Raw genomic sequence first — 26,044 nt, 5'->3', positions numbered from 1 at the left:
TGAGAATGAGCGACTTTTCTGACATTAGCGTGGTTGTCCAAGGCCCCGTGCAGAGCTTTCAGGACCGTGAACAAGAACCAGGCATTACCCAGAAATGCCTGGAGTCAGTTCGGCAACATCTTCCTGGTAGCACGCTGATCCTCTCCACATGGCCCGGCCAGGAACTCGCTGGGCTCGATTACGATCGGCTCATCATCTCCGAAGACCCAGGGCCTAACGTCAGGTTTTTTGGAAGGGACGGTGCGCCACATCGCTTCAACAATAACAGGCAGATAGTATCAACACGTGAGGGCTTGAGAGAGGTCACCACGAAATACGCGGTCAAATTACGTAGTGACAACTATCTGACGGGAAACAACTTCGTAGCTCTGCAACGTGAATACCCCAAAAGAACCTCAACGCATTGCTTTCTGAAAGAGAGAGTTGTCGTCTCAAACGTATTCACCAGACAGTACGCTAAAGGATTCAGGGTACCCTTCCATCTCTCTGACTTTTTCTATTTTGGCTTAACCGAAGATCTGAGAACCCTTTGGGATCTTGCCCTTTTTGACGACGCCCAGGACCCGATTCGTGATAGCGAGGACACTCTATTTACAGATTATCCGCCCGATTGCACCCAGATGTTCTGGATAAAAGCCCTGAGGAAATTTGATTCATCATTAAATATCAACGGCTTACTTGACAGATCGCCCCTCAAGATGAACCAGTCTGATCTGTGTTTCGCCAACAATCTGATAATTGCCTCCCCTCCAGAGCTCGGTTTGGGGCTTTGCCAGAAGTTTCTCGGAACCGCCCGAATCTCACGTACCAAAGGGCAATGCGCCCAGTGGCAACACTGGGAATGGCAAGAGATTTATCGCCGTTACTGTGACCCGGACTTCCCTAAAGCACCAGCTTCAGTGAAGGCAAACCTGTTTCTGAAACGCTTGGTCCATGTGCATCCTGTCAAGCTGGAGACCCTCTTCAAACTCCACAGAATCAGACGCATCAGTGAGTCAGGCAGCATCAAATGACCCCAGTTCAAAGTGGCCTGGCATCCACCCTCAAATATTTACTACTTATCGTCATTGGCACTTTCCCTGCACTCAGCGTCATCGTTGATGGGTACGGCAGTGCCCTTTGGTATCTTTTGGGTCTCGTGGGAATCGTCTCATTTGCGATCAGCGCCAATGTGAGAGAGAGACTCTGCTTTGAACCAAAAGCCCTGCTATTCGTTGCCACGCCTTTTCTCTTCTTTGTGTGGTCAATCATTATTTACTGGCTCGTTGATCCCAGCGATTTCGCGAAATCCCGTGTCGAGCGACATGCCCTGCTCTTGATCAGCATTCCTGTCATCGCACTCCTGTTTCATGCGCGGTTCCGGGCAAAAGACCTGTTACTGAGTTTTTCCCTGAGCGGTCTGGTGTTTCTGGGGTATTGGATTGTGCACGATGGCGAGGGCAGGTTAGATGGACTGGTTCATGCCATCCATTTTGGCAATATCGCCCTAATTACCTTGGTACTCTGCGTTGGAGGATTACTCACCCAGAGCAAACGTCACTGGTATGTGATAGCCGCGACGGGAAGTGTTGGCGCACTGATAGCCTTTATGGAGTCCGGATCCCGGGGAGGCCTCGTTGCACTATTTCTGGCACTCCTCGCTGTTGGATTCTGGTTCAGCGTTACTCGAAACCAAATTCGCTACTTCGTCATTACGCTCGCGCTCGTCGCGTCTGCTGCCATCGTCTCAGTCAAGTATGTTGACCCTATCTCCGAACGATATGAGCTAACCCTGAGTGAGCTGGATAAATTTTCAGAAGGTCAGTTGTACACCTCCATGGGAATGCGCTTGCTCATGTGGGATGCAGCATTGAATGTGATTACCGAGGCACCTGTTATTGGTTCTGGTTTCTCTGGATACCGAACCGAAATCCTTACCCGGATTTCAGAAGGGCATCTAAAACCACTCATGTCCGATTTTTCTTCCGAGCCTCACAATCAATACCTGTATCAGCTTGCATCTCACGGCCTGATAGGTCTGTTTCTTCTACTCTTGATGCTGACCCTTCCCTTGTTCTACCTGGCCACACCTCGCCCTGGCAGCCATCTGAACCACCATATTCTGCGTGTTACGCTGGCTGTGATTTTTCTATCCTTCATCTTCTTTGGGCTTACAATCACCCTGTTTGATCAGAGGAGAGTTATTCAGAACTATGGTTTGTATTATGCTATTGCTGCGTGGTTCATCTATAACACTCATAGGAAGAGTCTAAATTGAAAGCCGTCATCGCTATCAGACAAATTCAGAGGTACACGGGTGCTGTTCGGAATGTTATTGAACACTGCCAGTACCTCAAGGCGTTGGGCTATGACATTACGGTCATCGCAGAACGCTATAACCGAAAAATCCTGGATGAATGTGGAGCGGATTTCGTTCGCATCATGCGATGGCCAATCAAAGGGGCCTATCGCCGAACCTGGTTTGATAAGCGTGTACAACACTGGCTGAGAGCAAACCCCTACGACCTCTTTTTCAGTCATGGTGACAGCCACAGCAATGACATCCTGGTGATGCACAACTGTGTCAGGTTGCATGAAGAAAAATGCGGCACTCCGGAGCTTGATGTAGCAGCCTTCCACGACTCCGTTATCTCCGATGGAGATTACCGGGTACTCATCGCCAACTCCAAACTTATGGCCGATGATTTCCATCGCCGATATTCAGTACCCAAAGAGAAGCTACGTGTTTTCTACCAGGGCGTTGATACCAGTCTGTTCAGTACATCGGGCAAAGAGGAGTTACGGAGAATAGCTCGCCGAGAGTTGCAGATCCCGGAAACCTCCACGGTTGTTGGGCTGATCACCTCCGGAGACTTTACCAAACGAAACGTTCGTTTCTTTCTGGAGGTCGCCGGATTTCTTGCAGCAAACACATCTTTGCCGATTGAATTCCTTGTCGTGGGAAAATCAGACAGTACTCGTTTTGCCGAACAAATATCTGCACACGACTTGCAGTCCCGGATTCGATTTCTTGACCCGGTACCAAACGTTCACGAATTGTTTCATGCCCTGGATTTGCACATATTCCCCGCCTTACTGGAAGAATACGGCCGTGTTGTCCTGGAGGGGTTGTCCTGTGGAGTGCCTACGATCGCAAGTGACAACGTCGGCGTCGCTGAGTTGATGCAGGATCACTCGGTGCCAGAGGTAATCAGTGGCTACAACCTGGAGGAGTGGGGGAAAGCCGCGCAGAACATGCTGACAGACCCTGACGTAGGAAAGCGAGCTAGTCAGGCGGCGGCAAGTCTTGGCCAAATGTATTCAATGGTGAACCAAAAACAGGCTATGGAAGATCTGTTAAACTCTCTCGTCAAACGTTAGTGGAGGCGTTGTACCCCTCAAGGAAAAACTGCCATTCACGCTCCAGCTCTTCGCCATAAGCCTTATTCAGGGAACGCTTCAACCGATCTACCGTATTGCCTTTCCAGAAAGCCTGATAAGGGGTTAGGGAACGCAACTCACCTTTATCGAAATCTATCAGGTGAATTGCAGTCTCTCCGACCAGGATATTGAAACAGTTCAAATCCGCATGATACACACCGGCATCATGGAATTGACGAATCACCTGGCCGATTTCGCGCCAACGGGCTTCGTCCAGTGACAGAGCAACGTCCCCTAATGGGCGAACGCCTTGCAAGCGCTCGATGATAATGGTCGAGGAGTAAAACAACCCCCTGCGCTGGTACATAACAGCCACCGGCTTAGGCACAGGAAGCCCCAAAACACGGAGCTGGACTAACAGTCGGAATTCAGCGAACGCGCGCACGCGCACCTCGCCGGCGTAAAGGTACAGATCACGTATCAGCTTTCCGATCAATCCTCCCCGACGGTAATGACGAAGCACCCAATGTTCCGGGCTGCGCGCAACAAACCAGGCACTCCCACGCCCCCCCGAAGAAACCGGCACCGCGCGCTCTCCCCAATAATCAGGGTCAAACCAACCAGGGTCGAACTGTTCTGCCCACTCAGGCACCACCAGTGCGTTGATGCCATCGCGTTTTATGTGTACTTCCGTATCTGAGCCCACCACTCAACCTCTCACAAGGCCATTCACCAACAACTCTAATAAAAAAGCCGCCCCACGGGAAACTTGGGGCGGCTTCTACACTGATCGAACACGATTTCCGGGTTAGCGAACTGCCGTCAGCCATTCCTGATGCGCAGCCAACTTCCCCTTAACCGCATCAAAATACATACTCTGCAGCTTCTCGGTGATCGGCCCGCGCTTGCCTTCACCAATCTGGCGGCCATCCAGCTCGCGGATGGGCAGTACTTCGGCGGCGGTGCCGGTGAAGAAGGCTTCTTCGGCCACGTAGACTTCGTCACGGGTGATGCGACGCTCTTTCACCTGCAGGCCCAGGTCTTTGGCGAAGTCGATGATGGTGGCGCGGGTGATGCCTTCCAGACAGGAGGTCAGTTCCGGGGTGTGCAGCTCACCGTTGCGAACGATGAAGATGTTCTCGCCGGAGCCTTCCGCCACGTAGCCTTCGTTGTCCAGCAGCAGGGCTTCTTCAGCGCCGCCGGAGATGGCTTCGTTCAGGGCCAGCATGGAGTTGATGTAGTTGCCGTTGGCCTTCGCCTTGCACATGGTGATGTTCACGTGGTGGCGGGTGTAAGAGGAGGTGCGCACCTTGATGCCCAGCTCCTTGGCTTCTGGCGACATGTAAGACGGCCAGCTCCAGGCGGCAACCATTACGTGCACTTTCAGGTTGTCGGCACGCAGACCCATGCCTTCGGAGCCCAGGAACGCCATGGGGCGCAGGTAGGCTTCGTCCAGGTCGTTTTCACGAACCGCGGCACGCTGGGCTTCGTTGATCTCATCCTTGCTGAACGGCATTTTCATGTTCAGGATGTGAGCGGAGCGGAACAGGCGGTCGGTGTGCTCTTTCAGGCGGAAAATCGCCGGGCCGTTCGCGGTGTTGTACGCACGCACGCCTTCAAAACAGCCCAGGCCGTAATGCAGGGTGTGGGTGAGGACGTGGGTCTTGGCATCACGCCAGGGAACCATTTCTCCGTCCAGCCAGATAACGCCATCGCGGTCAGCCATCGACATTCTGTTCTGCTCCTAAAAAAAGCGGTTTTCGGGGAACCGGCATTCTAGCAGGATTCTCTGCCGGAATTGAATGTTGCTTAATCGGCGAGCATCACTTTTTGCCACATGGATTGTATGTAAGCCCGCTCCTCGGGAAAGGCGTCTCCCTCCACCTGGCTGTTCAGGTTCTGCAGGGCCCGCCGGTGGATGGTGGACCTCAGGGTTATGAACACCTCCCTGAGCTTTTCGGTGTCTTCCACCGCCATGACGCCGGCACGACCCAGCTCTTCCATCTGCCGGATGTTGTCACTCCACTGGGTCAGCTCAGGGTGCTCCGCACTCCAGGCCAGCATCAGGTATTGCACCAGGAACTCGATATCAACAATACCGCCGTTGTCATGCTTGATGTGGAACACCTCTGCCCGCCGGGCCTCGGGCGTACCAAGATTGGCGCGCATTTTTTCCCGCATATCCACCACTTCCTTGCGCAGTGCCTGCTTGTCTCGTGGCTGGCAAAGAATGTTGTGGCGAATGGTTTCAAAGGCTTTCAGGGTATCCGGGCAACCCGCCACCCCACGGGCCCGCGCCAGGGCCTGGTGTTCCCAGGTCCAGGCATCATTCCGCTGGTATTTTTCAAAGGCCTGCAAGGTGCTGACCAGCAACCCGGAATTGCCCGAAGGGCGCAGACGCATATCCACTTCGTACAACTGGCCGGACGGGGTCTGAGTGCTGAGGATGTGGACGATGCGCTGGCCGAGGCGGGTATAGAACACGGCATTGTCGATGGGCTTGTCGCCGTCGGTGGCCAGTTCCGGGTCTGCCTGGTGCACAAACACCAGATCCAGATCTGAGGTGTAACCCAATTCGATGCCGCCGAGCTTGCCATAGCCGATGATAGCGAAGTCGGTATCACAGGCGGAGCCATCAGCCCTGCGCGGATAGCCGTGCCGGCTCACCAGGTTTGCGAACGCCACATCCACCACGTGGTCCAGCACCACCTCGGCTATCCAGGTGAGGTAATCACTCACCTTCATCAACGGCAGGGTGCCTTTGATCTCGGATGCCGCTACCCGCAGCACATGGGCCTTTTTGAAATACCGCAGCGATTCCATCTGCTCTTCCAGGTCTTCATAGGGAATCCGCAGCATTTGCTGGCGCAGGTCGTCCTGTAACTCTTCCTTGGCGGGGGGCGTGTACAGGCTTTCGGCGTTCAGCAATTCGTCCAGCAACAACGGGGTTTCCGCCAGCAAGCTGGCGATCCAGGGGCTGTCGCTGCACAGGCGTACCAACTGGGTCAGGGCGCCTGGGTTCTCCAACAATAGCACCATGTACGCGGTGCGGCGCAGAATGGCCTCAACAAGCTGAAGCACCCGCTCAAGTGTTTCTGAGGGATTCTCTACACCTGTCAGGGCGCTTAGCAACAGTGGCATGAATTCATTCAGTCGTCTTCGACCCTGGGTCTGCAGCGTTTGCACGGTGCGGCTGTCCCGTAAGTCCGTCAGTTTCTGGACGCTGTCTTCAGGGCGCTCGAACCCCTGCTCAGAGAGCCACTCCACGGCAGCAGGCGCTTCCATTTCCGCCAGCCAAAGCTCGAACCAGCCATCCTCAATGCCGGCTTCGCCCTCCTGCTCCTCTTCCTCCGAGGCAATGATATTGGAAAAATGTGTGGCCACACGCTCACGATGCTCTGTCAGGGCCTTCTGGCAGGCGGACCAATCCCCGTAACCCATGATTCGTGATATCCGAGCCAGTGAGAGTGCATCGTCGGGCAGCTCCTGAGTCTGCTTGTCTTCCATGCCCTGAAGAGCATGTTCCAGGTTTCTCAGGAACACATAGGCATCCCGAAGCTCCCGAACCACGGTGGAGGGCAGTAGTTCCAGCTCCTCCAGCTCTTTAAGGATCACCTGCAGTTCCCGCTGCTGCAGCTCCCGGTCCCGGCCGCCCCGAATCAGCTGAAACGCCTGCACCACAAACTCGATTTCACGGATGCCGCCACTGCCCAGCTTGATGTTGTTTTCCAGCCCCTTGCGGCGCACTTCCCGGCTGATCATTGCCTTCATATTGCGCAGCGACTCAAAGGCACTGAAATCAATATACTTCCGGTAAACGAAGGGCCGAAGGCTACTCATCAGCACCTCCCCTGCCCGCTGGTCGCCCGCCACTACCCGGGCTTTCACCATCGCGTAGCGTTCCCAGTCACGGCCCTGGTCCTGATAGTAGGTTTCCAGCGCTGCGAAACTCAGGGCCAGGGCGCCGCTCTGGCCGTAGGGGCGCAGGCGCATATCCACACGGAACACAAACCCGTCGGCGGTGATCTGGTCCAGCGCCTGGATCAGTTTTTGCCCCAGACGAATAAAAAACTGCTGGTTATCCAGGGCTCGCCGACCACCGCGCGTTTCACCCTTGCCCGGGAAGGCGAAGATAAGATCAATATCAGAAGAGACGTTCAGTTCACGGCCGCCGAGTTTGCCCATACCCAGCACCACCATTTTCTGGGGAGCTTCCTCGCCGGTTACCGGGTCTTTGCCCCAGGGCGTGCCGGACTCTTCACAAGCCTGTTCGTATAGCCAATCCAGCGCGCCATCAATACAGGTATCGGCGAACGCACTGGTGGCGGCGATGGTTTCCTGAAGGTCGGCCCACTTAAGCAGATCCCGCCAGATAATCCGGAACTGGATCTCCCGCCGGAATTGCCTGAGAGCTGAGTGCAGCGCTGGTTCTGAATCCACCGAGCCCAGGAAAGATGCCCAGCGCTCCGCCAGCCAGGATTCGGTGGTGGGTTCTTGCAGTGGCCGTGCCTGTACCGCCGAGCGAATCTGCTCAGAATGTCGCTCTATGGTTTGCCGCAAGAACAGGCTTCGGGCAAAGGCTTCGGCAATATCGGCCTCCGTCAGGTCTGCGTCATCGGTCAACCAGCCTGGAATCCCGTCCGGGAATATCGAAGCCCAACAACCTGACACATCGTTGGCCAGTTCCGCTGGCAATGAACCCCAAGGCTCAGACATAACGCAAACCCCTGTCTCTCTGATATATTTCCGGTACTGTATAACGAACTCGCCAAGGACTGAACAGGCACGCCAACTCTATGATGCGCAATCGCCGCCCGCTGAATCCCGAACATACGCAGTCTCACCTGCCCATGGGCGGCCTGATCCGCAGCCGAATGCGGCGGCTCTTTGTCATATTGGGCTGCTTGCTCATCACCCAGATACTGATTATCTGGGCGGCAGAGCCTCTGACGCTGTTTGAGGCGGTGTGGATGACCATGACCACACTGGTCACCGTGGGCTACGGAGATTTCGCTCCAGAAACCACCGTTGGCCGCCTGAGCACCATCCTGCTGATGTTTATCAGCGCCATCACGCTGCTGACACTGATCGTCAGCGACTATATTGAATACCGGTTCTACCGCCGTGAACGAATCCTGACCGGACGCTGGATTTACAACATGAAAGATCACATCGTAATCATTAACACCCCACGAAGTGGCGGCGAGCAGTACTTTATGCGCTTTGCCTCCCAGATCCGCTCGGTACCCGAATACCACACGGTACCCATCATGCTACTGACCCGTCAGTTCCCGGGCGGATTACCTGCAGAACTGTCCGACTGCGGGATGGTCCATTTTCATGGCGCGGGCAACGATCCAGAAGCCCTGAAAGCGGTGCATGCCGGCAGTGCCAAACACATCATTGTGCTCGCCGCAGACGAATCCGATCCGTTCTCAGACAGTCTGACCTTCGATATCGCCCACAGGTTGGTAGAATCCAACCTGGGGGGCCGAACAACGGTGGAATGCGTGAGCGATCACAATCGCGACCGTTTCAAAACACTTGGGGTACGCACCACCATCCGCCCGGTGCGCACCTACCCGGAGATCATGGTTCGCGCCGTGGTGGCACCCGGCTCAGAGAAGGTGCTGGAAGACATGTTCAACTACGAGCGCGACCATCCTCACCGCTATGATCTGGAGTTGGACGACCTGGTCTGGGCAGACATTGTCAGCGCACTCGTGCGCCACGGCATAGGCACCGCCCTGGCGTATATCGATCACGACAATGAAGTGATTTGCCACCCTCCCACCAATGAAGAGGTCGAGGGCAAGGGACTGATTGTGCTGGTCCGATCAACCGACACCCCATCTGTATCTGTGGTTGAGGAGGCCCTGGACCGGTACAGGGAATTCCTCAAGCAGTGGCGAGACCTGCACAATCACAACGAGCAGACAGCCGAAACCATGACACCAAAAGAGTAAGGTAACGCATGTCATACCTGGACTCCGAATTCTATCAACCCCTCTTTGAGGCGATCGCCACCGGTGACGAAGCGCAGATTCAGGCCGCGGCGGCCACCTTCAATGCCGCCGACCTCGCGGAGTTTGTTGAGGAAAATCCGGATAACGAGGAAGGCGTCCGCCTTCTCCGGGCCCTGACAACGGAACAAAGCGCCAAGGTATTCGGGTATATCGGCCCCAACACCCAAACGTTGATCGCGGAGCTCTTGCCCACCCAAGACCTGGCTGAGCTAGTAACCGCCATGCCCTCGGACGAACGGGCCGACTTCTTCAACCTGCTGGATGAGAACCGTCAACACGCCCTGTTCCAATCCCTCGCCAGCAAGGAGCGCGAAGACCTTAGGCGCCTGGCAAGCTTTGAAGAAGGCACCGCCGGCGCACTGATGAGCTCGGAATACGCGGTGATCAGCACCGGCATGTCCGCCAGCGCGGCGATTAACCTACTCCGAAACACCGCGCCGGATAAAGAAACCATCTACCAGGCGTACGTGATCGATAACCAGCACAAACTGGTGGGTGCAGTTTCCCTTCGGAACCTGATTACCGCGATGCCCGGCACGCCGGTGGATGACCTGATTGCTACGGGCCTGGTGACCGCCAGCACCGACACTCCCCAGGAAGAAGTGGCCCGACTGATATCACGCTACGACTTGCTGGCACTGCCAATCCTGGATCAGGACGAACGGCTGGTGGGCATTGTCACCTACGATGACGCCATGGACGTAGCGGAAGAAGAGGCCACCGAAGACATCCACAAAGGGGCCACGGTGGGCAAACTGGAAACCGGCCTGAGGGATGCAACACCGTTCTCGCTCTACCGCTCACGGGTGCAATGGCTGGTCATCCTTGTATTTGCCAATATCTTCACCGGCGCGGGCATCGCTTACTTCGAAGACATCATCTCCGAGCACATTGCGTTGTTGTTCTTTATGCCTCTTCTGGTCGCCAGCGCCGGTAATGCCGGGGCACAGTCAGCCACGCTTATGGTACGGGGTATGGCCACCGGCGATGTAACAATCGCAGACTGGGGCAAATTGCTGGGCAAAGAAACCCTGGTAGCCAGTGCCCTGGGTGTCACCATGGCTGCCGCCGTAATGGTGGTTGGCTTTATGAGGGCCGGGCCGGAGATTGCCTTTGTGGTGGCGGTTACCATGATCGCTGTGGTGATGGTGGGCAGCCTCATTGGTATGCTGCTGCCTTTCCTGCTGGATAAGCTGAAGTTCGACCCGGCAACGGCAAGTACGCCACTGATAACAACCATTGCCGACGTCAGCGGCGTGCTGATTTACTTCAGCGTGGCAACAGCGCTTCTGAGCCTGCCATAGCTGACGCACCACTCCGTGGTGCAATCTGGTGCAGCCGCAAAAACTGACGCCCAGACTTAGTGCACATTGGGACAACTCAGCAACCGCAATAACGGAGGATTCACGGATGCCTTTGATTTATAATAAGTTTCATTTATTGGCATCGACTGTGCTTAGTCAACCGTGAGTTAAACAATCGATCCAAGAGGTATCCGATGAAACGCAACGCATACAACCTGACTGCTTCGGTACTCACTGCTTCCCTGCTCGGGACGCTGGCCGTGCCAAGTATCGCCCACGCAGAATTGTCTGCAAATATTGGTGCCGTGAGCAACTACATGTTCCGGGGCCTCACCCAGACGGAAGGTGCCTCCGCTATTCAGGGCGGCGTTGACTACGAGGACGCAAGCGGGCTTTACGCCGGAACATGGGTTTCCACGATAGACTTTGGAGACGAGGCCACGCACGAACTGGATCTCTACTTTGGCTTCGCGGGCGACGTGGAGGGCATCGCGTATGATGTCGGCTACATCTACTACGCCTACACCGATGCCCCGGAAAACATCGATTTCGGTGAAATTTATGGCGAGATCGGGCTGGGTAACTTCGCCGTCGGTGTAGCATACACTGCTCATAGCGAAAACCAGGAAGACGTTTTCGATGAGGGCGACATCTACTACTACGGCTCTGCCTCGCTCCCACTGGCGAACGATTTCGCAGCGTCTTTCACCGTTGGCTACTATGATTTCGATGTTGATGGTAAGGCCGGCTTTGAAGATGCCAGTTACGTACACTACTCAGCCAGCCTTGCAAAGGATGCGAGCGAATTGGGCGAGTTCAGCCTTAACGTCGATTACGCGGACATCAGCAAAAGCGACTCTCCCTTCGGCAGCCCACGCGCTGACAAACCGCAGGTTTGGGTAGGCTGGACCAAATCGTTCTGACACGTTATCTGCCCGGATAACACAGGCAGTAGTGCAGAGAGGGGTCGGTTATCCGGCCCCTTTTTTCTGTGCACCGTCAGCCTTCCGCCAAGGCCAACTGGAGGAAACCCAGGCGCGGCACATGATCAAGCAGATCTCGGGTGTTGCATCCCGATTTCAGAAAGCCCTCTACCTCGCGCCATGTAGCATGACATCCTGACTCCGTGGATTTCTGAGTTAATTGTCTGAAACAGTCTTCCGGCAATGCCAGCACAGCCCCTGTGAGCCAGGAGTCACTCAACGCCCGCAGGAACCCGCGCGCACACTCTCCATCTTCTGCCACCCGTGTTTCTCTGCCGGTAATACCCGCAAGATAGTAGCCCTGCTCCGCCTTACTGATCAGGTTCAGTAAAACCGGCACCTCAACAGCAAGTGCCTTGGCCCAGCTCAACAGCAGTGACGAGTTTCCGGACTTCAGCTCAAACTCCACCTCGCACAAGGGACGAGACCTCCCACCCCCGACGACCTCGCCAAAATCGACGGCAACTTCAACAAGTGCGTCCGCAGTTTCAAGCATCACCACCTGCCTGGAGAAGTTGGTTTCGAAGGCCACTTGGAGTTTCTGCAGATCCAGCTTTTGCTTTAATGGCGTGTCTTCAAGCAATGACAGGTCAAGCTCAGGCCCCGGCAGCGGCCATTCCCATTCCTGACGGCGATGGGCACCATCAACAAACTCGCCCTGAGTTTTCAGAGTCTGGATGTAGCGATCTCCAGATTGTCTCACCCGAAGTGCCGCCCTGGCCCTGTTAAGCGCTGCGTCCGGCGTATCGTAGTAGCGATTCATCAAATCCTTCTGACCACCGCGACTGGCCTCAGGCTGCGCAAGCAACCACTGGAGGGCTTTTGCCTGCGCCCGTTCCGATAGAGTCAGTTTGATTTCAAGTTCGACTTCCATGGCAGACTCCCAATAACAGGCCCCTAAAAATACAAAAAAACCGGTGACCTGAGCCACCGGTTTTCGAGACTACTTGATTAGCAGGTTTGCTGATCAGAAGTAGTAAACAGCACCAACGGAAGCGAGTGAACGCTCACTCTTGTTAGCAACGCCGTATACGCCGTCATCGCCGCCACCGAGGTAGCCCTCGAAGTAGACATACATGTGGTCAGACAGGTTGTGCAGCGCTTGTAGTGTCACAGTGTCGATGTCTTTGTCAGCAAACTGCGCGTCGCTGAAATTGTCGTCGTACTGAGTCAGCTCATAAGAAAGAGCAAACTGATTCTTACCAAGAGTATAAATACCCATCACGCCAAAGGTGTCGGCCACATCTTTACGAGTGTGGAATTCACCGGTCAGACGCAGATTGTCCAGGTTGTAGCTGGCGCGCAGACCGTAGGTATTCTCATTGTTCTCGCTGGGAACGGTCCTTATGCGATTATAAGCGCGGCCACCGTCGTTTGAGTCAACAGCGAACGCCAGCTCAAGGGCATCAACCTCGTACATAGCAGCCAGCTGCCATGGGTAAGACTTCTTGCCAAACTCATCGTCACCGTTGACCTGGACAGCGGCGCCGATAGTCAATCCACCGAAATTAGGAGACAGGTATTGAACCATGTCACCCTCGCCTGTGTCATAACTCACCGCCTGGTTCAGCAGTGCGACTTCGTAAAATTCTGAAATCTCTGTTACGGCTAGCTCGTAAATTGTGTCGTCGGTACCAACCCAGAGCTGGCCGAAGTTCTCACCCTTAACACCGATGTACGCTTCATCAATACGGAAACGACCTTCTGGATCGTTCGCACTATTGATGTCGTCAGCGCCAAGACGGTCGATTTCGACCTTGAAGAAACCAGTCAGACCAGGAGCGATTTCATGGTCATGCATCACACCGAGCGTCGAACCGTTGTCGCGATGCTCAACAGAAGAACCGCCACCGTCAACATTGTCGTGGTTCAGAACATACTGAATGTTACCGTATACGGTCGGCAGGTTGCTTTCCTGGGCCAGAGCAGCGCCAGAGAAAGTTGCAGCTGCGATAGCAGAAGCAAGGATAGTTTTTTTCATGTTGCGTCTTCCTTTTTGAGTTAACTCAGGTTTTCGACGGGTTCTAAATCCCGATTTTTGCTGGCAAAACAGCCTGGGCTGCGCTTGCCGGACTCCTGATCGCCTCCCATTTATATCCTGCGGGACACGACATTTTTTCTTTTTATATGACTCAAGCCATCAAGCTGAGCCTTACATCTCAACCACTTAACAGCCTTTCTTAAAGCTCTTAGTGATGAGCTTGTTTTAATACAGTGAATGTATTTTTGCAAATTTTTAACAACCGGTTTTTAGCCTTTTTGGTGCCTGCAAGGCAACCCTTTATGCCCAAAAGTTTGCCAGCTTTCCGATACGCAGATCACTCAAACTCGAGGCCAAAACAGACTTTTCCAATCTAAAACATATAGTTAAACCATGCCAAGCCGTTTCACGACATCGTCTTCACACCATACACCCGACAATGTGGCACCAGAAACGCGCAGGCAAATGGCACGCGCAACATTTCGGGGCATTAATGTTTCTGCGCAACCTCCAGCAAAAAGGTGACTGGCCCGTCATTGATAAGCGCCACACTCATATCCGCGCCAAACTCCCCCTCTTCCACACGCTCGCTCCCCATTTGGTTACGGGCACTGAGCAGGAACTCGCGATACAACGAGACGGCCAGTTCCGGTGCAGCAGCCAGGGAAAAGCCCGGCCGGGTGCCTGAACTGGTGTCGGCCGCAAGGGTAAACTGGGGAACAACAAGGATGGAGCCGCCCGCATCCTGAACGTTAATGTTCATGCGGCCTTGCTCGTCTGGAAAAACCCGATAGGAGAGAATTTTTCGGCACAGTTCCTTTGCCTCACTCGGTGAGTCGTCCCTTTCAACACCCAACAGCAACAAAAGCCCCTTGCCAATGCTGGCAATTTTCCGGCCGTCAACCGTCACGCTGGCTTCTGATACTCGCTGGATAAGTCCTTTCATTCAGTCCCTTGAGCAACAACTTCGAGGGTTAAAAATCAGAAACGTCGAGAGTGTATCGGCGCGCAACACCGGCCGCAACCCCTCAGATCAAGAAAAGATAATCCAGTCACCCGGCGGGCGAGTCAGTTTGTGACACCACATCCTCAACGGCCCGAATCAGTGCATCGACAATGGCAGGTTCAGACGCGGAATGCCCTGCATCGCGAATAATACGCAGACCCGCTTCGGGCCAAGCCTGGCTTAGCGCGAGGGCGTTATCCAGAGGGCAAACCATGTCATAGCGTCCGTGAACAATCACCCCCGGAATCCCCGCCAGCCTTGATGCATTGCGCACAATCTGGTCAGCCGCCAAAAACGCCTGGTTCATGAAGTAATGGCACTCAATCCGTGCCAGGGCAATCGCCACATGGGGGTGGGCGAAGCGCTCGACCACTCCGGGATTAGGATGCAGGGTTGCGCAACGTCCTTCCCAGACTGACCAGGCCTTGGCCGCCTGAATCTGCTCAAGCTCGTTGGGGCTGGTCAGCCTGCGGTAATAGGCCGGCACCAGATCATCACGCTCCACTTCCGGGATGGGTGACACGAAATCCTGCCAGTAGTCCGGAAACACGCGGCTGGCGCCTTCCTGATAGAACCAATGGATATCCTTGGGCCGGCACAGAAAAATGCCACGGAGTACCAGCCCGGTGACCCGCTCCGGGTAGGCCTGAGCATACACCAGGCTGAGGGTGGAGCCCCAGCTGCCGCCAAACAGCAGCCAGCGATCAATACCCAGAAACTGGCGAACGGTTTCCATGTCCTCCACCAGCTTGTCTGTGCTATTGCCTTCCAGTTCCGCAAGCGGCGTGGATCGCCCTGCCCCGCGCTGGTCCATCAGAATGATCCGGAAGCGTTCAGCATCAAAATATCGCCGGTGATTATCCTCACAACCACCACCCGGGCCCCCATGCACCACTAACACAGGAATACCCTCCGGATTGCCGGACTCCTCCAGGTAAAGCTCATGAGGCTCTTCCACCGCAAGGTGATGACGAGCGTATGGCTGAATTTCAGGATACAGGCTCAGCATGACGAACTCCGTTTCAGGGATAACGGCAGTCTAGCTGAGTTGGGTGGGGACAATAAAGGAGGGATTGCTTTGCCACGAAATCCACGAAAGAACACGAAAAAAACTTAAAAGAAAATGATTATTTTTTTGCCACGGACACTCACGGAATTACACGGACAACTGCCAAAAGCATTTTTGTCCGTGAGGGTCAGTGAGTGTCCGTGGCCAATCAGTTTCTTTCTTTCGTGTTCTTTTGTGGCAAAAAGTCTGTTACTTCTTACCCGCGCGCTTACGCTCGTTCTCGGTCAGAAGCTTCTTGCGCAGACGGATCGACTTGGGCGTTACTTCCACCAGCTCGTCGTCGTCAATGAACTCCAGCGCCTGCTCCAGGGTGAACTTGATGGGCGGCACCAGCCCGATCACTTCGTCTTTACCAGAGGCACGCATGTTGTCCAGTTTCTTGCCCTTGGTGGGGTTAACCACCAAGTCGTTGTCGCGACTGTGAATACCACACAGCTGGCCTTCATAGATCTCCTGGCCCGGGTCGAGGAACAGCTTGCCACGGCTCTGCAGGGTTTCCAGGGAGTAGGTCAGCGCCGTGCCAGTGGCCATGGAGACAATCACACCATTCTGGCGGCTGGTTACGTCACCCAGCTTGATCGGGCCGTAGTGGCTGAAGGTAGACGTCAGAATACCGGTGCCCGATGTCATGGTCAGGAAGGTATTCCGGAAACCAATCAGGCCGCGGGCCGGAATGGTGTATTCCAGGCGAATACGACCCTTGCCGTCCGGGATCATGTTGGTCATGTCGCCCTTGCGCAGCCCCATCTGTTCCATAATGGAACCCTGGTGCTGCTCTTCAATGTCAATGATCACGTTCTCGTAAGGCTCTTGCTTGACGCCATCGATCTCCTTGATCACAACCTCCGGGCGGCCCACGGCCAACTCGAAGTTCTCACGGCGCATGTTCTCGATCAATACGGACAGGTGCAGCTCACCCCGGCCGGAGACCTTGAACTTGTCAGCAGAGTCCCCTTCTTCTACCCGTAGCGCCACGTTGTGCAGCAGTTCTTTTTCCAGACGTTCCTTGATGTTACGGCTGGTCACGTACTTGCCTTCTTTGCCAGCAAACGGTGAATCGTTGACCTGGAAGGTCATGGATACCGTGGGTTCGTCAACGGTCAGCGCCGGCAGTGCCTCAACATTGGCGGGATCGCATAAGGTATCAGAGATGTACAGCTGATCCAGACCACTCACGCACACAATGTCGCCAGCCTGCGCTTCTTCAACTTCCACACGCTGCAGACCGGAGTGGCCCATGATTTTCAGGATACGACCATTACGCTTCTTGCCATCGGCACCGACAGCCACCACCGGAGTGTTGGTTCTGACCTTGCCACGCATAATGCGGCCGATACCGATCACGCCCAGGAAGCTGTTGTAGTCCAACTGGGAAATCTGCATCTGGAACGGGCCGTCCAGATCTACGGAAGGCGCGGGCACATGGTCGACAATCGCCTGGAATACGGCATCCATGTTGTCGTCCAGGTTTTCATGCTCCATGCCGGCAATGCCGTTCAGGGCACTGGCGTAAACAATCGGGAAGTCCAACTGCTCGTCGGTGGCACCAAGGTTATCGAACAGGTCAAATACCTGATCCACCACCCAGTCCGGGCGCGCGCCGGGGCGGTCAATCTTGTTAACCACCACGATCGGGCGCAGGCCAGCGGCAAACGCCTTCTGGGTTACAAAACGGGTCTGCGGCATCGGGCCATCAATGGAATCCACCACCAACAGCACACTGTCTACCATGCTCATGACTCGCTCAACTTCGCCACCAAAATCCGCGTGCCCCGGGGTGTCCACGATGTTGATGTCGTAGTCTTTCCATTTCAGCGCGGTATTCTTCGCCAGAATGGTGATGCCACGCTCTTTTTCCTGGTCGTTGGAGTCCATAACGCGCTCGTTTTCGAGCTCTTTACGGTCCAAAGTTCCAGACTGGCGCAACAATTGGTCAACCAGGGTGGTTTTACCGTGGTCAACGTGGGCAATAATGGCAACGTTTCTAAGCTTATCAATCACAACGGGTATCCTGCAGAATTTAGCGGCGAGCAGTATATAGAAAAGTCCATGTCGATAATATGAAGAATAGTGCCTAATATGTAACCAATCGGCTAATGCACCGTTATCAGGCAGGATAAGAATCAATGCACCAATAAAGTGCACACATTCAGTGCAACCAATGCCTGTAAGCTGCACTCCGGTGCGCCAGAATCGCCCCAAAGCCTTGCCGCTGCGCTGTTCTGGCGCAAAACCGAAAAACTGGCAAGCCCCTTGCTTATCCTTGTGCAGCCGTAATTGAAAGGTAAGAGCCAACAGCTTCTGTTAAGCTGCCCTGACCTGAAAAAGATCGGGCTTCAGCCCGCTGAACGATCCGGCATAACGAACACGACATCACTACGGAGCATGCACAATGTCCAAGACGATTGATTTGATCAAAGAACACGAAGTGAAATGGATTGACCTGCGCTTCACCGACAGCCGCGGAAAAGAGCAGCACGTCACCCTGCCCGCCACCGAAGCCGATGAAGATTTCTTTGCTGACGGCAAAATGTTTGACGGCTCCTCTATTGCTGGCTGGAAAGGTATCAACGAATCCGACATGATCCTGATGCCGGACGACGAGACCGCCGTACTGGATCCGTTCACCGAAGAAACCACTGTCAACATCACCTGCAACATTGTAGAGCCGTCTACCATGCAGGGTTATGAGCGCGATCCCCGCTCTGTTGCCCGTCGTGCCGAAGAATACCTGAAGTCCACCGGCATCGCCGATGGCGCGCTGTTTGGCCCGGAGCCCGAGTTCTTCGTGTTCGACTCCGTTAAATGGAATGTGGACATGCAAGGTGCGTCTTACCACATCCACTCCGAAGAAGCTGCCTGGGTTTCCGGCGAAGATTTCGATCGCAACAACATCGGCCACCGCCCAGGCGTTAAAGGCGGCTATTTCCCGGTTCCGCCGGTCGACAGCCTGCACGACCTTCGTGGCGCCATGTGTGCCGCCATGGAATCCATGGGTCTGGAAATTGAAGTACACCACCACGAAGTGGGTACCGCTGGCCAGTGTGAAATCGGCGTTGGCGCCAACACCCTGACCCGCAAGGCTGACGAAGTTCAGATCCTGAAGTACTGCGTACACAACGTGGCCCACGCCTACGGCAAAACCGCCACCTTCATGCCCAAGCCGGTGGTTGGTGACAACGGTTCCGGTATGCACGTACACATGTCCCTGAGCAAAGACGGCAAGAACCTGTTCGCCGGCGACAGCTATGCGGGCCTGAGCGAAGCCGCTCTGTATTACATCGGTGGTGTGATCAAGCACGCCAAGGCCATCAACGCCTTCACCAACCCGGCCACCAACAGCTACAAGCGACTGGTTCCGGGCTATGAAGCACCGGTTATGCTGGCCTACTCTGCCCGCAACCGTTCCGCGTCTATTCGTATTCCGTACGTAAACAGCCCGAAAGCACGTCGTATCGAAGTGCGCTTCCCTGACCCGGCGGCTAACCCGTACCTTGCCTTCGCTGCCCTGATGATGGCCGGCCTGGACGGCATCCAGAACAAGATCCATCCTGGCGATGCCATGGACAAGGATCTGTACGACCTGCCGAAGGAAGAAGCTCTGAACATTCCGAAGGTTGCCGAGACCCTGTCTGAAGCCCTGGACTGCCTGGAAGCAGACCACGAGTTCCTGACCCGTGGCGGCGTGTTCACCGAAGACATGATCGCAGGCTACATTGACCTGAAACGCGGTGAAGTTGAGAAGCTGAACATGACCACTCACCCGGTTGAGTTCCAGCTTTACTACTCCTGCTAATGCAATGCACCAATAAGGTGCAGGGCATTTAAGCCTGAAAGCCCCGCCCCGTGCGGGGCTTTTTTGTGCCGTTTTTCTCAAATCCCGCCAAACACCCCGCGCCCTTAACGATATGTAACCAAGGGATCGCCCTCCGGCGTTGAAATGCCTGCACCCGCCGCCGATAATCGAGACAGTTCACTACCGCAGGTTATTGTCATGAAAGCACCGCTCACGCTCGCAACCGGCTTGTTACTGCTGGCCACCGCATCCGCCCACGCAGAGGTTTACCGCCATGTGGATGCCCAGGGCAATGTAACCTTCTCGGACGAGCCCATGCAGGGTGGGGAAGAAATCGAGGTTAAACCGGTAACCACCATCACACTGCCAAAGCCTGACGCGGTGAGAGAAACCGAACAGTTGCTTGAGGAAGTGGAGCGCGAAGGCGCAGCCTATGAGAGCCTGTCCCTGATCTCCCCTGAGAACGATCAGGCCTTCCACAGTGGCAACGGCGACGTCACCTTTGAAGTGCGCAGCACCCCGAGCCTGCGGCGCGGTCATCGCTATGAGGTTACCCTGGACGGCCAGCCAGTTGGCCAAAGCACCTCAGGCTCCATCACCGTCCGCAATATTGACCGGGGCACCCATCAGGCGGGCGTTCACATCGTGGATCGCGAAGGCATACAGGTGAAAAGCGGCCAGCCAATCACCTTTACCATTCACCGACCTTCGCGCCTGAACTGATATTTACGCACCACTTTAGTGCAACCGCACCACGATAAAGCCATACTTTGGGCAGCGAAGGGGCAAAACCCCGGCTGCCTGTAGCGACAAGCTCCCCATCTGCACCAACCTACAGCACCCGGATGCCCTCCGGGCCCTGCTGTGCCCGTACTTAGACCATCGTCGTATCTCACCAGGCAAAACTGGTTCGTTTTTTGCAAAACCGGGGTAACTACTATGAGTTTAAAACGGAAACCAAGCATGTCGTTCCAACCATCCATCTCGCTGGGAAGCGGTTATAAGAGCATTCTGGACAGCCTGACCACGGCCGTTCTGGTGCTGGGAAACGACCTGACCATCCGTTACCTGAACCCCGCCGCCGAAAGTCTTTTTGAAACCAGCATGACCCGTAGCCAGGGCCTGCCCCTGAAAGACGTTCTGCTCGATTCTGCGGACGCTCTGAAAACCCTGTATGCGGCAGCAGGCAATGGCCAATCCTACACCCGGCGAGAAGCAGAGTTCGCTTTACTGAGCGGCTCAAGGCTGACGGTGGACTATTCGGTGACACCCATCAGCCTTGAACCCATGGAGCTGTTGATCGAGATCCAGCCCCGGGACCGGCTGATGCGCATCAGCCGCGAAGAAGACATTATCTCCCAACAGGAGACCACCCGGATCCTGGTTCGCGGCATGGCCCACGAAATCAAGAACCCATTGGGCGGCATTCGTGGCGCGGCTCAACTGCTTGACCGGGAGCTGAACGATGAAGACCAGCGCGAATACACCCGGGTAATCATTGACGAAGCAGACCGCCTGCGCAGCCTGGTCGATCGTATGCTCGGCCCCAACAAGGCACTGAAAATCGCGCCCACCAACATCCACGAGGTTCTGGAGCGGGTACGTACCCTGGTGGAAGCCGAAAGCAGGGGCCGGGTCCGGCTGAAACGGGATTACGACCCCAGCATTCCCGAGTTCCCCGGAGACAAAGAACAACTGATCCAGGCATTCCTGAACATCGCGCGTAACGCCATGGAGGCGGCCTTCGAGAACGAAGGTGCAAGTCCTTCCGATGTACCGCCGACCATCACTTTCCGTACCCGTGCGCTGCGCCAGTTCACCATAGGCCACCGTCGTCACCGGCTGGTGTGCCGCGCCGACATCATCGATAACGGCCCGGGTATTCCAGCGGATCTTCTGCAGAACATCTTTTACCCCATGATCAGTGGCCGGGCCTCAGGAACCGGCCTTGGCCTATCCATTACCCAAAGCATCATCGGCCAGCACCGAGGGCTGGTGGAGTGTGAGAGCGAGCCCGGAAGAACCGATTTCATTATCTTCCTGCCTCTGGAGGACAACCAATGAGCCAACCGGCAAACGTCTGGATTATCGACGACGACAAGAGCATTCGCTGGGTGCTGGAACGCGCCCTCAACCAGGCCGGTATGCAGCCGCGGGTTTTCGACAGCGGCGAAAGCATCATGATGCGACTGGAACACGAACAGCCCGATGCCATCGTCAGCGATATCCGCATGCCCGGAGTAGACGGCATCACCCTGCTTTCACAGATTGTCGACAAGCATCCGGATGTGCCGGTGATCATCATGACCGCCCATTCGGACCTGGAAAGTGCGGTTACCAGTTATCAGACCGGTGCCTTCGAATACCTGCCCAAGCCCTTTGATGTGGACGATGCCGTGGCCCTGGTGAAACGCGCTGTGGCCCACAGTCATGAAAAACGGGCCGCCAGCGAACCCCAGGCCGACAGCGCCCAGCGCAATACCGAAATCATCGGTGAAGCTCCGGCCATGCAGGAAGTGTTCAGGGCCATCGGCCGCCTGTCTCACTCCAACATCACGGTATTGATCAACGGAGAAAGCGGCACCGGTAAGGAACTCGTCGCTCAGGCCCTGCACAACCACAGCCCCCGGGCCCGCAACCCGTTCATCGCCCTGAACATGGCCGCTATCCCCAAGGATTTGATTGAATCTGAACTGTTCGGCCATGAAAAGGGCGCCTTCACCGGCGCCGGCGCAGCCCGCCAGGGGCGGTTTGAGCAAGCAAACGGCGGCACCCTGTTTCTGGATGAAATCGGTGATATGCCAGCCGACACCCAGACCCGTCTGCTGCGAGTATTGGCCGATGGTGAATTCTATCGGGTAGGCGGCACCACCCCGATTAAAGTGGATGTGCGTATCATCGCCGCCACTCATCAAGACCTGGAAAAACTGGTGCAGGCAGGTAGCTTCCGGGAAGATTTATTCCACCGCCTGAACGTTATCCGCGTGCACCTGCCCAAGCTGGCGGAACGGCGGGAAGATATTCCCCGCCTGATGCAGCACTTCCTGAAACGGGCCGCCAAGGAACTGGCGGTGGAGCCGAAGCTGTTGCGCCCGGATGCCGAAGAGTACCTGACCACCCTGCCCTGGCCCGGCAACGTCCGCCAGCTGGAAAACACCTGCCGCTGGCTGACCGTGATGGCCAGCGGGCGCGAGATTCATGTAGATGACCTGCCCCCGGAACTCCTGCACCAGGCGGAAAGTGAGCACAGCGCCACTGGCCAGACCTGGCAGGAAGGCCTGAAAAACTGGGCAGAACAGGAACTGAAGCGCGGCAAGAAGTCGATCCTGGACACCGCCGTACCGGAGTTCGAGAAGATTATGATTGAGGTGGCCCTGAAGCACACCGGCGGGCGCCGCCGGGATGCGTCCGTGCTGCTTGGCTGGGGCAGGAATACGCTGACCCGGAAGATTAACGAACTGAAAATCGATTCTGCTGAGGACGCGGAAGACTAAGCAGCCGTTACTCCTGGGAAACGGATGCCGCTGGCTGCGTGCAGATTTGAACCAGCCCGGCATCAATGGCGAAGAAGACCAGCTTCGCCATCGACTCGATTCCAAGGCTGCTCTTAATGGCGGTCACCGTATTGGCCACGGTTTTCTTTTCGATTGCCAGGGCATGGGCAATTTCATCATTGCTTAACCCGCGAGCCAGCATGGAAAACACTTCAAACTGGCGGCGCGTCAACTGCTGCAATTTTGCGGACTCGGAGGCCTGATCGTTGAACGACGACTTCATGATCAGATCGTATTCAACAAAAATTTCACCTTCGGCAACTCGCTGGACCGCCTTGATCAGAGTGTCGGTATCGCAGGACTTGGTGATGTATCCCATGGCGCCTACCTGGAGGGCGCGCTTAACGATGGGGACTTCGTTGTACATGCTGAAAAACAGGATGCGAGCATCTTTCTGATCCTCCAGAATTCGGGCCGCGGACTCAATACCGCTGATGCCGGGCAGTCCGACATCCATGATGATCAGGTCCGGCTGATGCCTTCTGCTGAAGTCGCAGGCTTCCTCCCCAGATGCCGCCTCCATAATTTCACAGGGTTCCAGGGCCATCGACAACAGGCTGACATAACCCTGTCGCACCACCGCATGATCATCCGCAATCAGAATTTTCATCTCGGACTCTTTTGTTGTTGGTATTCACCCGCCAAGATTATCACAACCCTCTCGGGCGTTTGTCCCCCCTGACACGAAAAAAGCTCCGGCCGCAGAGCAACCGGAGCATCGGAAGAAAAATGCCGGGAAAAGGAAGGAAACCCGGCCAAGCGATATGACTAACCGAGGGTCATATCAAAACCTCACTGTTGCGCCAGCAACAACCGTTCTCGGAGCGCCGGGGCGAATGCCGTCCTGCACATCCGAGATATACAGCTTGTCTGACAGGTTGCGCCCCTGAACCCACAAGGTTGCATCCGTGGTGGTTGGCAACTTGTAGCTTGCCCGTGCCGAGAACAGGGTGCGGCTGGGCACCTTGCCCGCCTCGCCGTCAGCAGTCAGCTCACGGGTATTTTCGATATCACTGTAGAAGGACCCCAGATGGCTGACAGTGGCGCTCAAGTGCCAGCCGGCCATGTGATCCATCCCAACGGTGAAGCTGCCTGCCCGGGTCGGGATTTCAGGTACCCGATTGTCGTCCAGGGGTCCGGTGGTGAAACGGGCATCGGTGTAATTCAGCGCAGCTTCGGCGAACAGGTTGTAATCCGCCAGATAGAAGGCAGAGGAATCGATTCTGGCGCCGACATCGACGCCGGTAATGCGCGAATCCGCTGCGTTTACAAACAACGCATCGCCGAATTCGTCCACATCATCACGAATCAACGTGTCCTTGATGCGATTGTGGAACACAGCGGCATCCAGGCTGACACCTTTAATTGCGCTGGTACGGATACCCAACTGGCTGTTCACGCCGGTTTCCGGGGTGAGCGGAAACTCATCCGAGCGAGCCGAGGCAGGCGCATAACCGCGATGGATGCCGGCGTAGATCTCTGATTGCGCAAACCCTGTGTAAAGCAGGCTGATCCCAGGCAGGAACAATGAGTTGGAATCCTTTTCCCGAACACCTTCGTCACTGCTACCAGGGCGAAACACCGTGTCTTTGTATTGGTTGTAGGTTTCATAACGAAGGCCCGGGGTCACCGTCCAATCACCAAAGCTCATGCTATTCTGGATATATCCGGAAACCGCCTCGGCATCGTATTCCACCAGGCGCCCGTCACGGGTGTAACCGTCCTCGCCAGAGACCGCCAACAAACGGCCGCGGTTGCCCTCATCCAGCTTCTCACCCGGCAGGCCAACAGGGCGGCGGTCCTCAAAGTTATGGTTTTCGTAGCGTACGCCGGTCTGGATACGATGGGTCAGCCCAAGCGCTTCAATGTTGGCCCACTCCAGTCGGCTCTCAACCCCCAGGTTCTCATAACGGCGATCCCGGCCTTCCATCACGCCGCCGTCTGCAGGTGCCGTGCCGCGAGTCTGGAAACGCGGGCGGTCCAGGTCTGTAAAGAAGACTTTACTGGACACGCTGACATCGTCCGTCACCTGCAGGTTATGGGTCAGGTCGTACTTCAGGTAGTTCACCGAAATGTTGTTATCTTCGCGCCCCTCATCGAAACGGCTCTTGTTGCGGGGCGCGTCACGATACTCCTGCAGAGAAAGATTCGCTTCGTCGTAACCATCGCTGCGCTCACGCAAGTAGGTCACAGACGCCGCCAGCTGGTTGCGTTCATTGACCTGCCATTCCAGGCCAGTGTAGAAATCGTCGTACTGATGCTCTTCCACATCAAAGGTTCCGTCAGCACGCTTGCCGGTGTAGGAAAACACCATGCCGACATCGCCTTCAGTGCGGCGATGGTGAATATGCTGCTGGACTGTGTCCTGGTTGCCCACGCCCACTTCGATGACGGTTTCCGGCACCGGGGTAGGTTTCAGGTTACGGAAATTGACGATGCCGTGGTTGTTCAGAGGGCCGTGGACAATCTGCCCGGCGCCCTTGTAGACCTCAACGCGCTCCAGGCGCTCCAGCGGCGGGGTGTAATGCGCACCGGAATCGAGATATGCACTGTTGTTGATCGGCGTGCCGTCTTCGAGCAAGAGCACCTTACGGGAACGACGCGGCGGTGCACCGCGAACACCAATACCGGAGCGCCGGCCGAGGACATCATCATCAATGGTGCGCACGCCCGGCACAAAGTCCAGGGCATCATGCAGGGTGTAGGGCTTATACACATCGATCTGGTCACGGGTCAGCACGCTCGCGGCACCCGGCATGCCCTCAACAGACGTGGGCACCAGGCTACGCACATCCAGTGCCGGCAGATACACTGCCTCGCCTGTCTGCTGGGCCATCACAATGCCCGGAACGGAAGCCAGAACGGCGAAACGCACCGCGCGGATTATTGGTTTCAACATCAAACTCATCGTATTCCCCTTAGCACAGGTTTTTATTGCTGTTGGGGTAACCTTAGAGTGGGGAGC

The 26,044-nt window shown here is 55.7% G+C and carries 20 protein-coding genes; 10 read left to right on the top strand and 10 right to left on the bottom strand.

What is annotated here, in order from left to right; genetic code table 11:
* Nucleotides 1-5: 5 nt before the first annotated feature.
* Genes FIV08_RS02995 through FIV08_RS02985 form a run of 3 tightly spaced genes read left to right on the top strand, consistent with a single transcriptional unit; the run spans nucleotide 6 to nucleotide 3,360 of the window.
* The gene (locus tag FIV08_RS02995) at nucleotides 6-1,013 is read left to right on the top strand and encodes a WavE lipopolysaccharide synthesis family protein (RefSeq protein ID WP_228715487.1); all 1,008 of its coding nucleotides are present in this window, start codon (nucleotides 6-8) and stop codon (nucleotides 1,011-1,013) included.
* Entirely contained in the window at nucleotides 1,010-2,257 is a 1,248-nt protein-coding gene (locus FIV08_RS02990; RefSeq protein WP_152437280.1) for an O-antigen ligase family protein, read from the top strand. The genes FIV08_RS02995 and FIV08_RS02990 overlap by 4 nt, the downstream gene beginning before the upstream one ends.
* Entirely contained in the window at nucleotides 2,254-3,360 is a 1,107-nt protein-coding gene (locus FIV08_RS02985) for a glycosyltransferase family 4 protein (protein WP_152437279.1), read from the top strand. Before FIV08_RS02990 ends, FIV08_RS02985 begins: the two co-directional genes overlap by 4 nt.
* Here FIV08_RS02985 and FIV08_RS02980 read toward each other — a convergent pair.
* The 3 genes from FIV08_RS02980 to glnE form a co-directional block, all read right to left on the bottom strand.
* Complete coding sequence (locus FIV08_RS02980; RefSeq protein ID WP_152437278.1) at nucleotides 3,350-4,069, bottom strand: 3-deoxy-D-manno-octulosonic acid kinase; 720 nt, start codon at nucleotides 4,067-4,069, stop codon at nucleotides 3,350-3,352. The genes FIV08_RS02985 and FIV08_RS02980 overlap by 11 nt on opposite strands.
* 99 nt (nucleotides 4,070-4,168) lie before the next feature.
* Complete coding sequence (locus tag FIV08_RS02975; protein WP_152437277.1) at nucleotides 4,169-5,092, bottom strand: branched-chain amino acid transaminase; 924 nt, start codon at nucleotides 5,090-5,092, stop codon at nucleotides 4,169-4,171.
* Nucleotides 5,093-5,169: 77 nt separating this feature from the next.
* On the bottom strand, nucleotides 5,170-8,076 hold the full coding sequence (glnE, locus tag FIV08_RS02970) for a bifunctional [glutamate--ammonia ligase]-adenylyl-L-tyrosine phosphorylase/[glutamate--ammonia-ligase] adenylyltransferase (RefSeq protein WP_152437276.1): 2,907 nt from the start codon (nucleotides 8,074-8,076) through the stop codon (nucleotides 5,170-5,172).
* An 80-nt stretch (nucleotides 8,077-8,156) separates the two neighbouring features.
* On the opposite strand from glnE, the gene FIV08_RS02965 reads away from it, so the two are divergent.
* The 3 genes from FIV08_RS02965 to FIV08_RS02955 all read left to right on the top strand — a co-directional run bounded on the left by FIV08_RS02965 (nucleotide 8,157) and on the right by FIV08_RS02955 (nucleotide 11,613).
* On the top strand, nucleotides 8,157-9,326 hold the full coding sequence (locus FIV08_RS02965) for a potassium channel protein (RefSeq protein ID WP_152437275.1): 1,170 nt from the start codon (nucleotides 8,157-8,159) through the stop codon (nucleotides 9,324-9,326).
* Between the two features lie 8 nt (nucleotides 9,327-9,334).
* The gene (gene mgtE, locus FIV08_RS02960) at nucleotides 9,335-10,690 is read left to right on the top strand and encodes a magnesium transporter (RefSeq protein WP_152437274.1); all 1,356 of its coding nucleotides are present in this window, start codon (nucleotides 9,335-9,337) and stop codon (nucleotides 10,688-10,690) included.
* A 194-nt stretch (nucleotides 10,691-10,884) separates the two neighbouring features.
* Nucleotides 10,885-11,613 carry a TorF family putative porin gene (locus FIV08_RS02955; RefSeq protein ID WP_058090038.1) on the top strand — a complete coding sequence of 243 codons (729 nt, stop codon included), beginning with the start codon at nucleotides 10,885-10,887 and terminating at the stop codon, nucleotides 11,611-11,613.
* 76 nt (nucleotides 11,614-11,689) lie between these two features.
* Here FIV08_RS02955 and FIV08_RS02950 read toward each other — a convergent pair whose 3' ends face one another.
* From FIV08_RS02950 to typA, 5 genes are all read right to left on the bottom strand, one after another.
* The gene (locus FIV08_RS02950) at nucleotides 11,690-12,547 is read right to left on the bottom strand and encodes a CYTH domain-containing protein (protein ID WP_058090037.1); all 858 of its coding nucleotides are present in this window, start codon (nucleotides 12,545-12,547) and stop codon (nucleotides 11,690-11,692) included.
* Between the two features lie 93 nt (nucleotides 12,548-12,640).
* The gene (locus tag FIV08_RS02945; protein WP_152437273.1) at nucleotides 12,641-13,654 is read right to left on the bottom strand and encodes a porin; all 1,014 of its coding nucleotides are present in this window, start codon (nucleotides 13,652-13,654) and stop codon (nucleotides 12,641-12,643) included.
* Nucleotides 13,655-14,144: 490 nt separating this feature from the next.
* A complete protein-coding gene (gene dtd, locus FIV08_RS02940; protein WP_152437272.1) occupies nucleotides 14,145-14,600 on the bottom strand; it encodes a D-aminoacyl-tRNA deacylase in 456 nt (151 codons plus the stop codon).
* Between the two features lie 106 nt (nucleotides 14,601-14,706).
* Nucleotides 14,707-15,669, bottom strand: a complete 963-nt coding sequence (gene pip, locus FIV08_RS02935) for a prolyl aminopeptidase (RefSeq protein WP_152437271.1) — start codon at nucleotides 15,667-15,669, stop codon at nucleotides 14,707-14,709.
* Nucleotides 15,670-15,918: 249 nt separating this feature from the next.
* Entirely contained in the window at nucleotides 15,919-17,730 is a 1,812-nt protein-coding gene (typA, locus tag FIV08_RS02930; RefSeq protein WP_072678372.1) for a translational GTPase TypA, read from the bottom strand.
* A gap of 391 nt (nucleotides 17,731-18,121) precedes the next feature.
* Here typA and glnA point away from each other — a divergent pair, with 391 nt between their 5' ends.
* The 4 genes from glnA (at nucleotide 18,122) to ntrC (ending at nucleotide 23,019) form a co-directional block, all read left to right on the top strand.
* On the top strand, nucleotides 18,122-19,525 hold the full coding sequence (gene glnA / locus FIV08_RS02925; RefSeq protein ID WP_152437270.1) for a glutamate--ammonia ligase: 1,404 nt from the start codon (nucleotides 18,122-18,124) through the stop codon (nucleotides 19,523-19,525).
* Nucleotides 19,526-19,723: 198 nt separating this feature from the next.
* Entirely contained in the window at nucleotides 19,724-20,248 is a 525-nt protein-coding gene (locus tag FIV08_RS02920; protein WP_058090031.1) for a DUF4124 domain-containing protein, read from the top strand.
* Nucleotides 20,249-20,488: 240 nt separating this feature from the next.
* The gene (gene glnL / locus FIV08_RS02915; RefSeq protein ID WP_106693312.1) at nucleotides 20,489-21,589 is read left to right on the top strand and encodes a nitrogen regulation protein NR(II); all 1,101 of its coding nucleotides are present in this window, start codon (nucleotides 20,489-20,491) and stop codon (nucleotides 21,587-21,589) included.
* Nucleotides 21,586-23,019 (top strand): nitrogen regulation protein NR(I), encoded by a 1,434-nt coding sequence (ntrC, locus tag FIV08_RS02910; protein WP_058090030.1) that lies wholly within the window; start codon nucleotides 21,586-21,588, stop codon nucleotides 23,017-23,019. The genes glnL and ntrC overlap by 4 nt, the downstream gene beginning before the upstream one ends.
* 7 nt (nucleotides 23,020-23,026) lie before the next feature.
* On the opposite strand, the gene FIV08_RS02905 is transcribed toward ntrC, so the two are convergent.
* Both FIV08_RS02905 and FIV08_RS02900 read right to left on the bottom strand, forming a co-directional pair.
* Nucleotides 23,027-23,689: a response regulator transcription factor gene (locus tag FIV08_RS02905; RefSeq protein ID WP_058090029.1), complete on the bottom strand. Its 663-nt coding sequence runs from the start codon at nucleotides 23,687-23,689 to the stop codon at nucleotides 23,027-23,029.
* 174 nt (nucleotides 23,690-23,863) lie between these two features.
* A complete protein-coding gene (locus FIV08_RS02900; protein WP_172972242.1) occupies nucleotides 23,864-25,978 on the bottom strand; it encodes a TonB-dependent receptor family protein in 2,115 nt (704 codons plus the stop codon).
* Nucleotides 25,979-26,044: the final 66 nt, after the last annotated feature.

It is taken from the genome of Marinobacter sp. THAF197a (assembly GCF_009363275.1).
Classification (GTDB): Bacteria; Pseudomonadota; Gammaproteobacteria; order Pseudomonadales; family Oleiphilaceae; genus Marinobacter.
The sequence above is the reverse complement of the archived record's forward strand: the minus strand, read 5'-3'. Positions and strand labels throughout refer to the sequence as shown.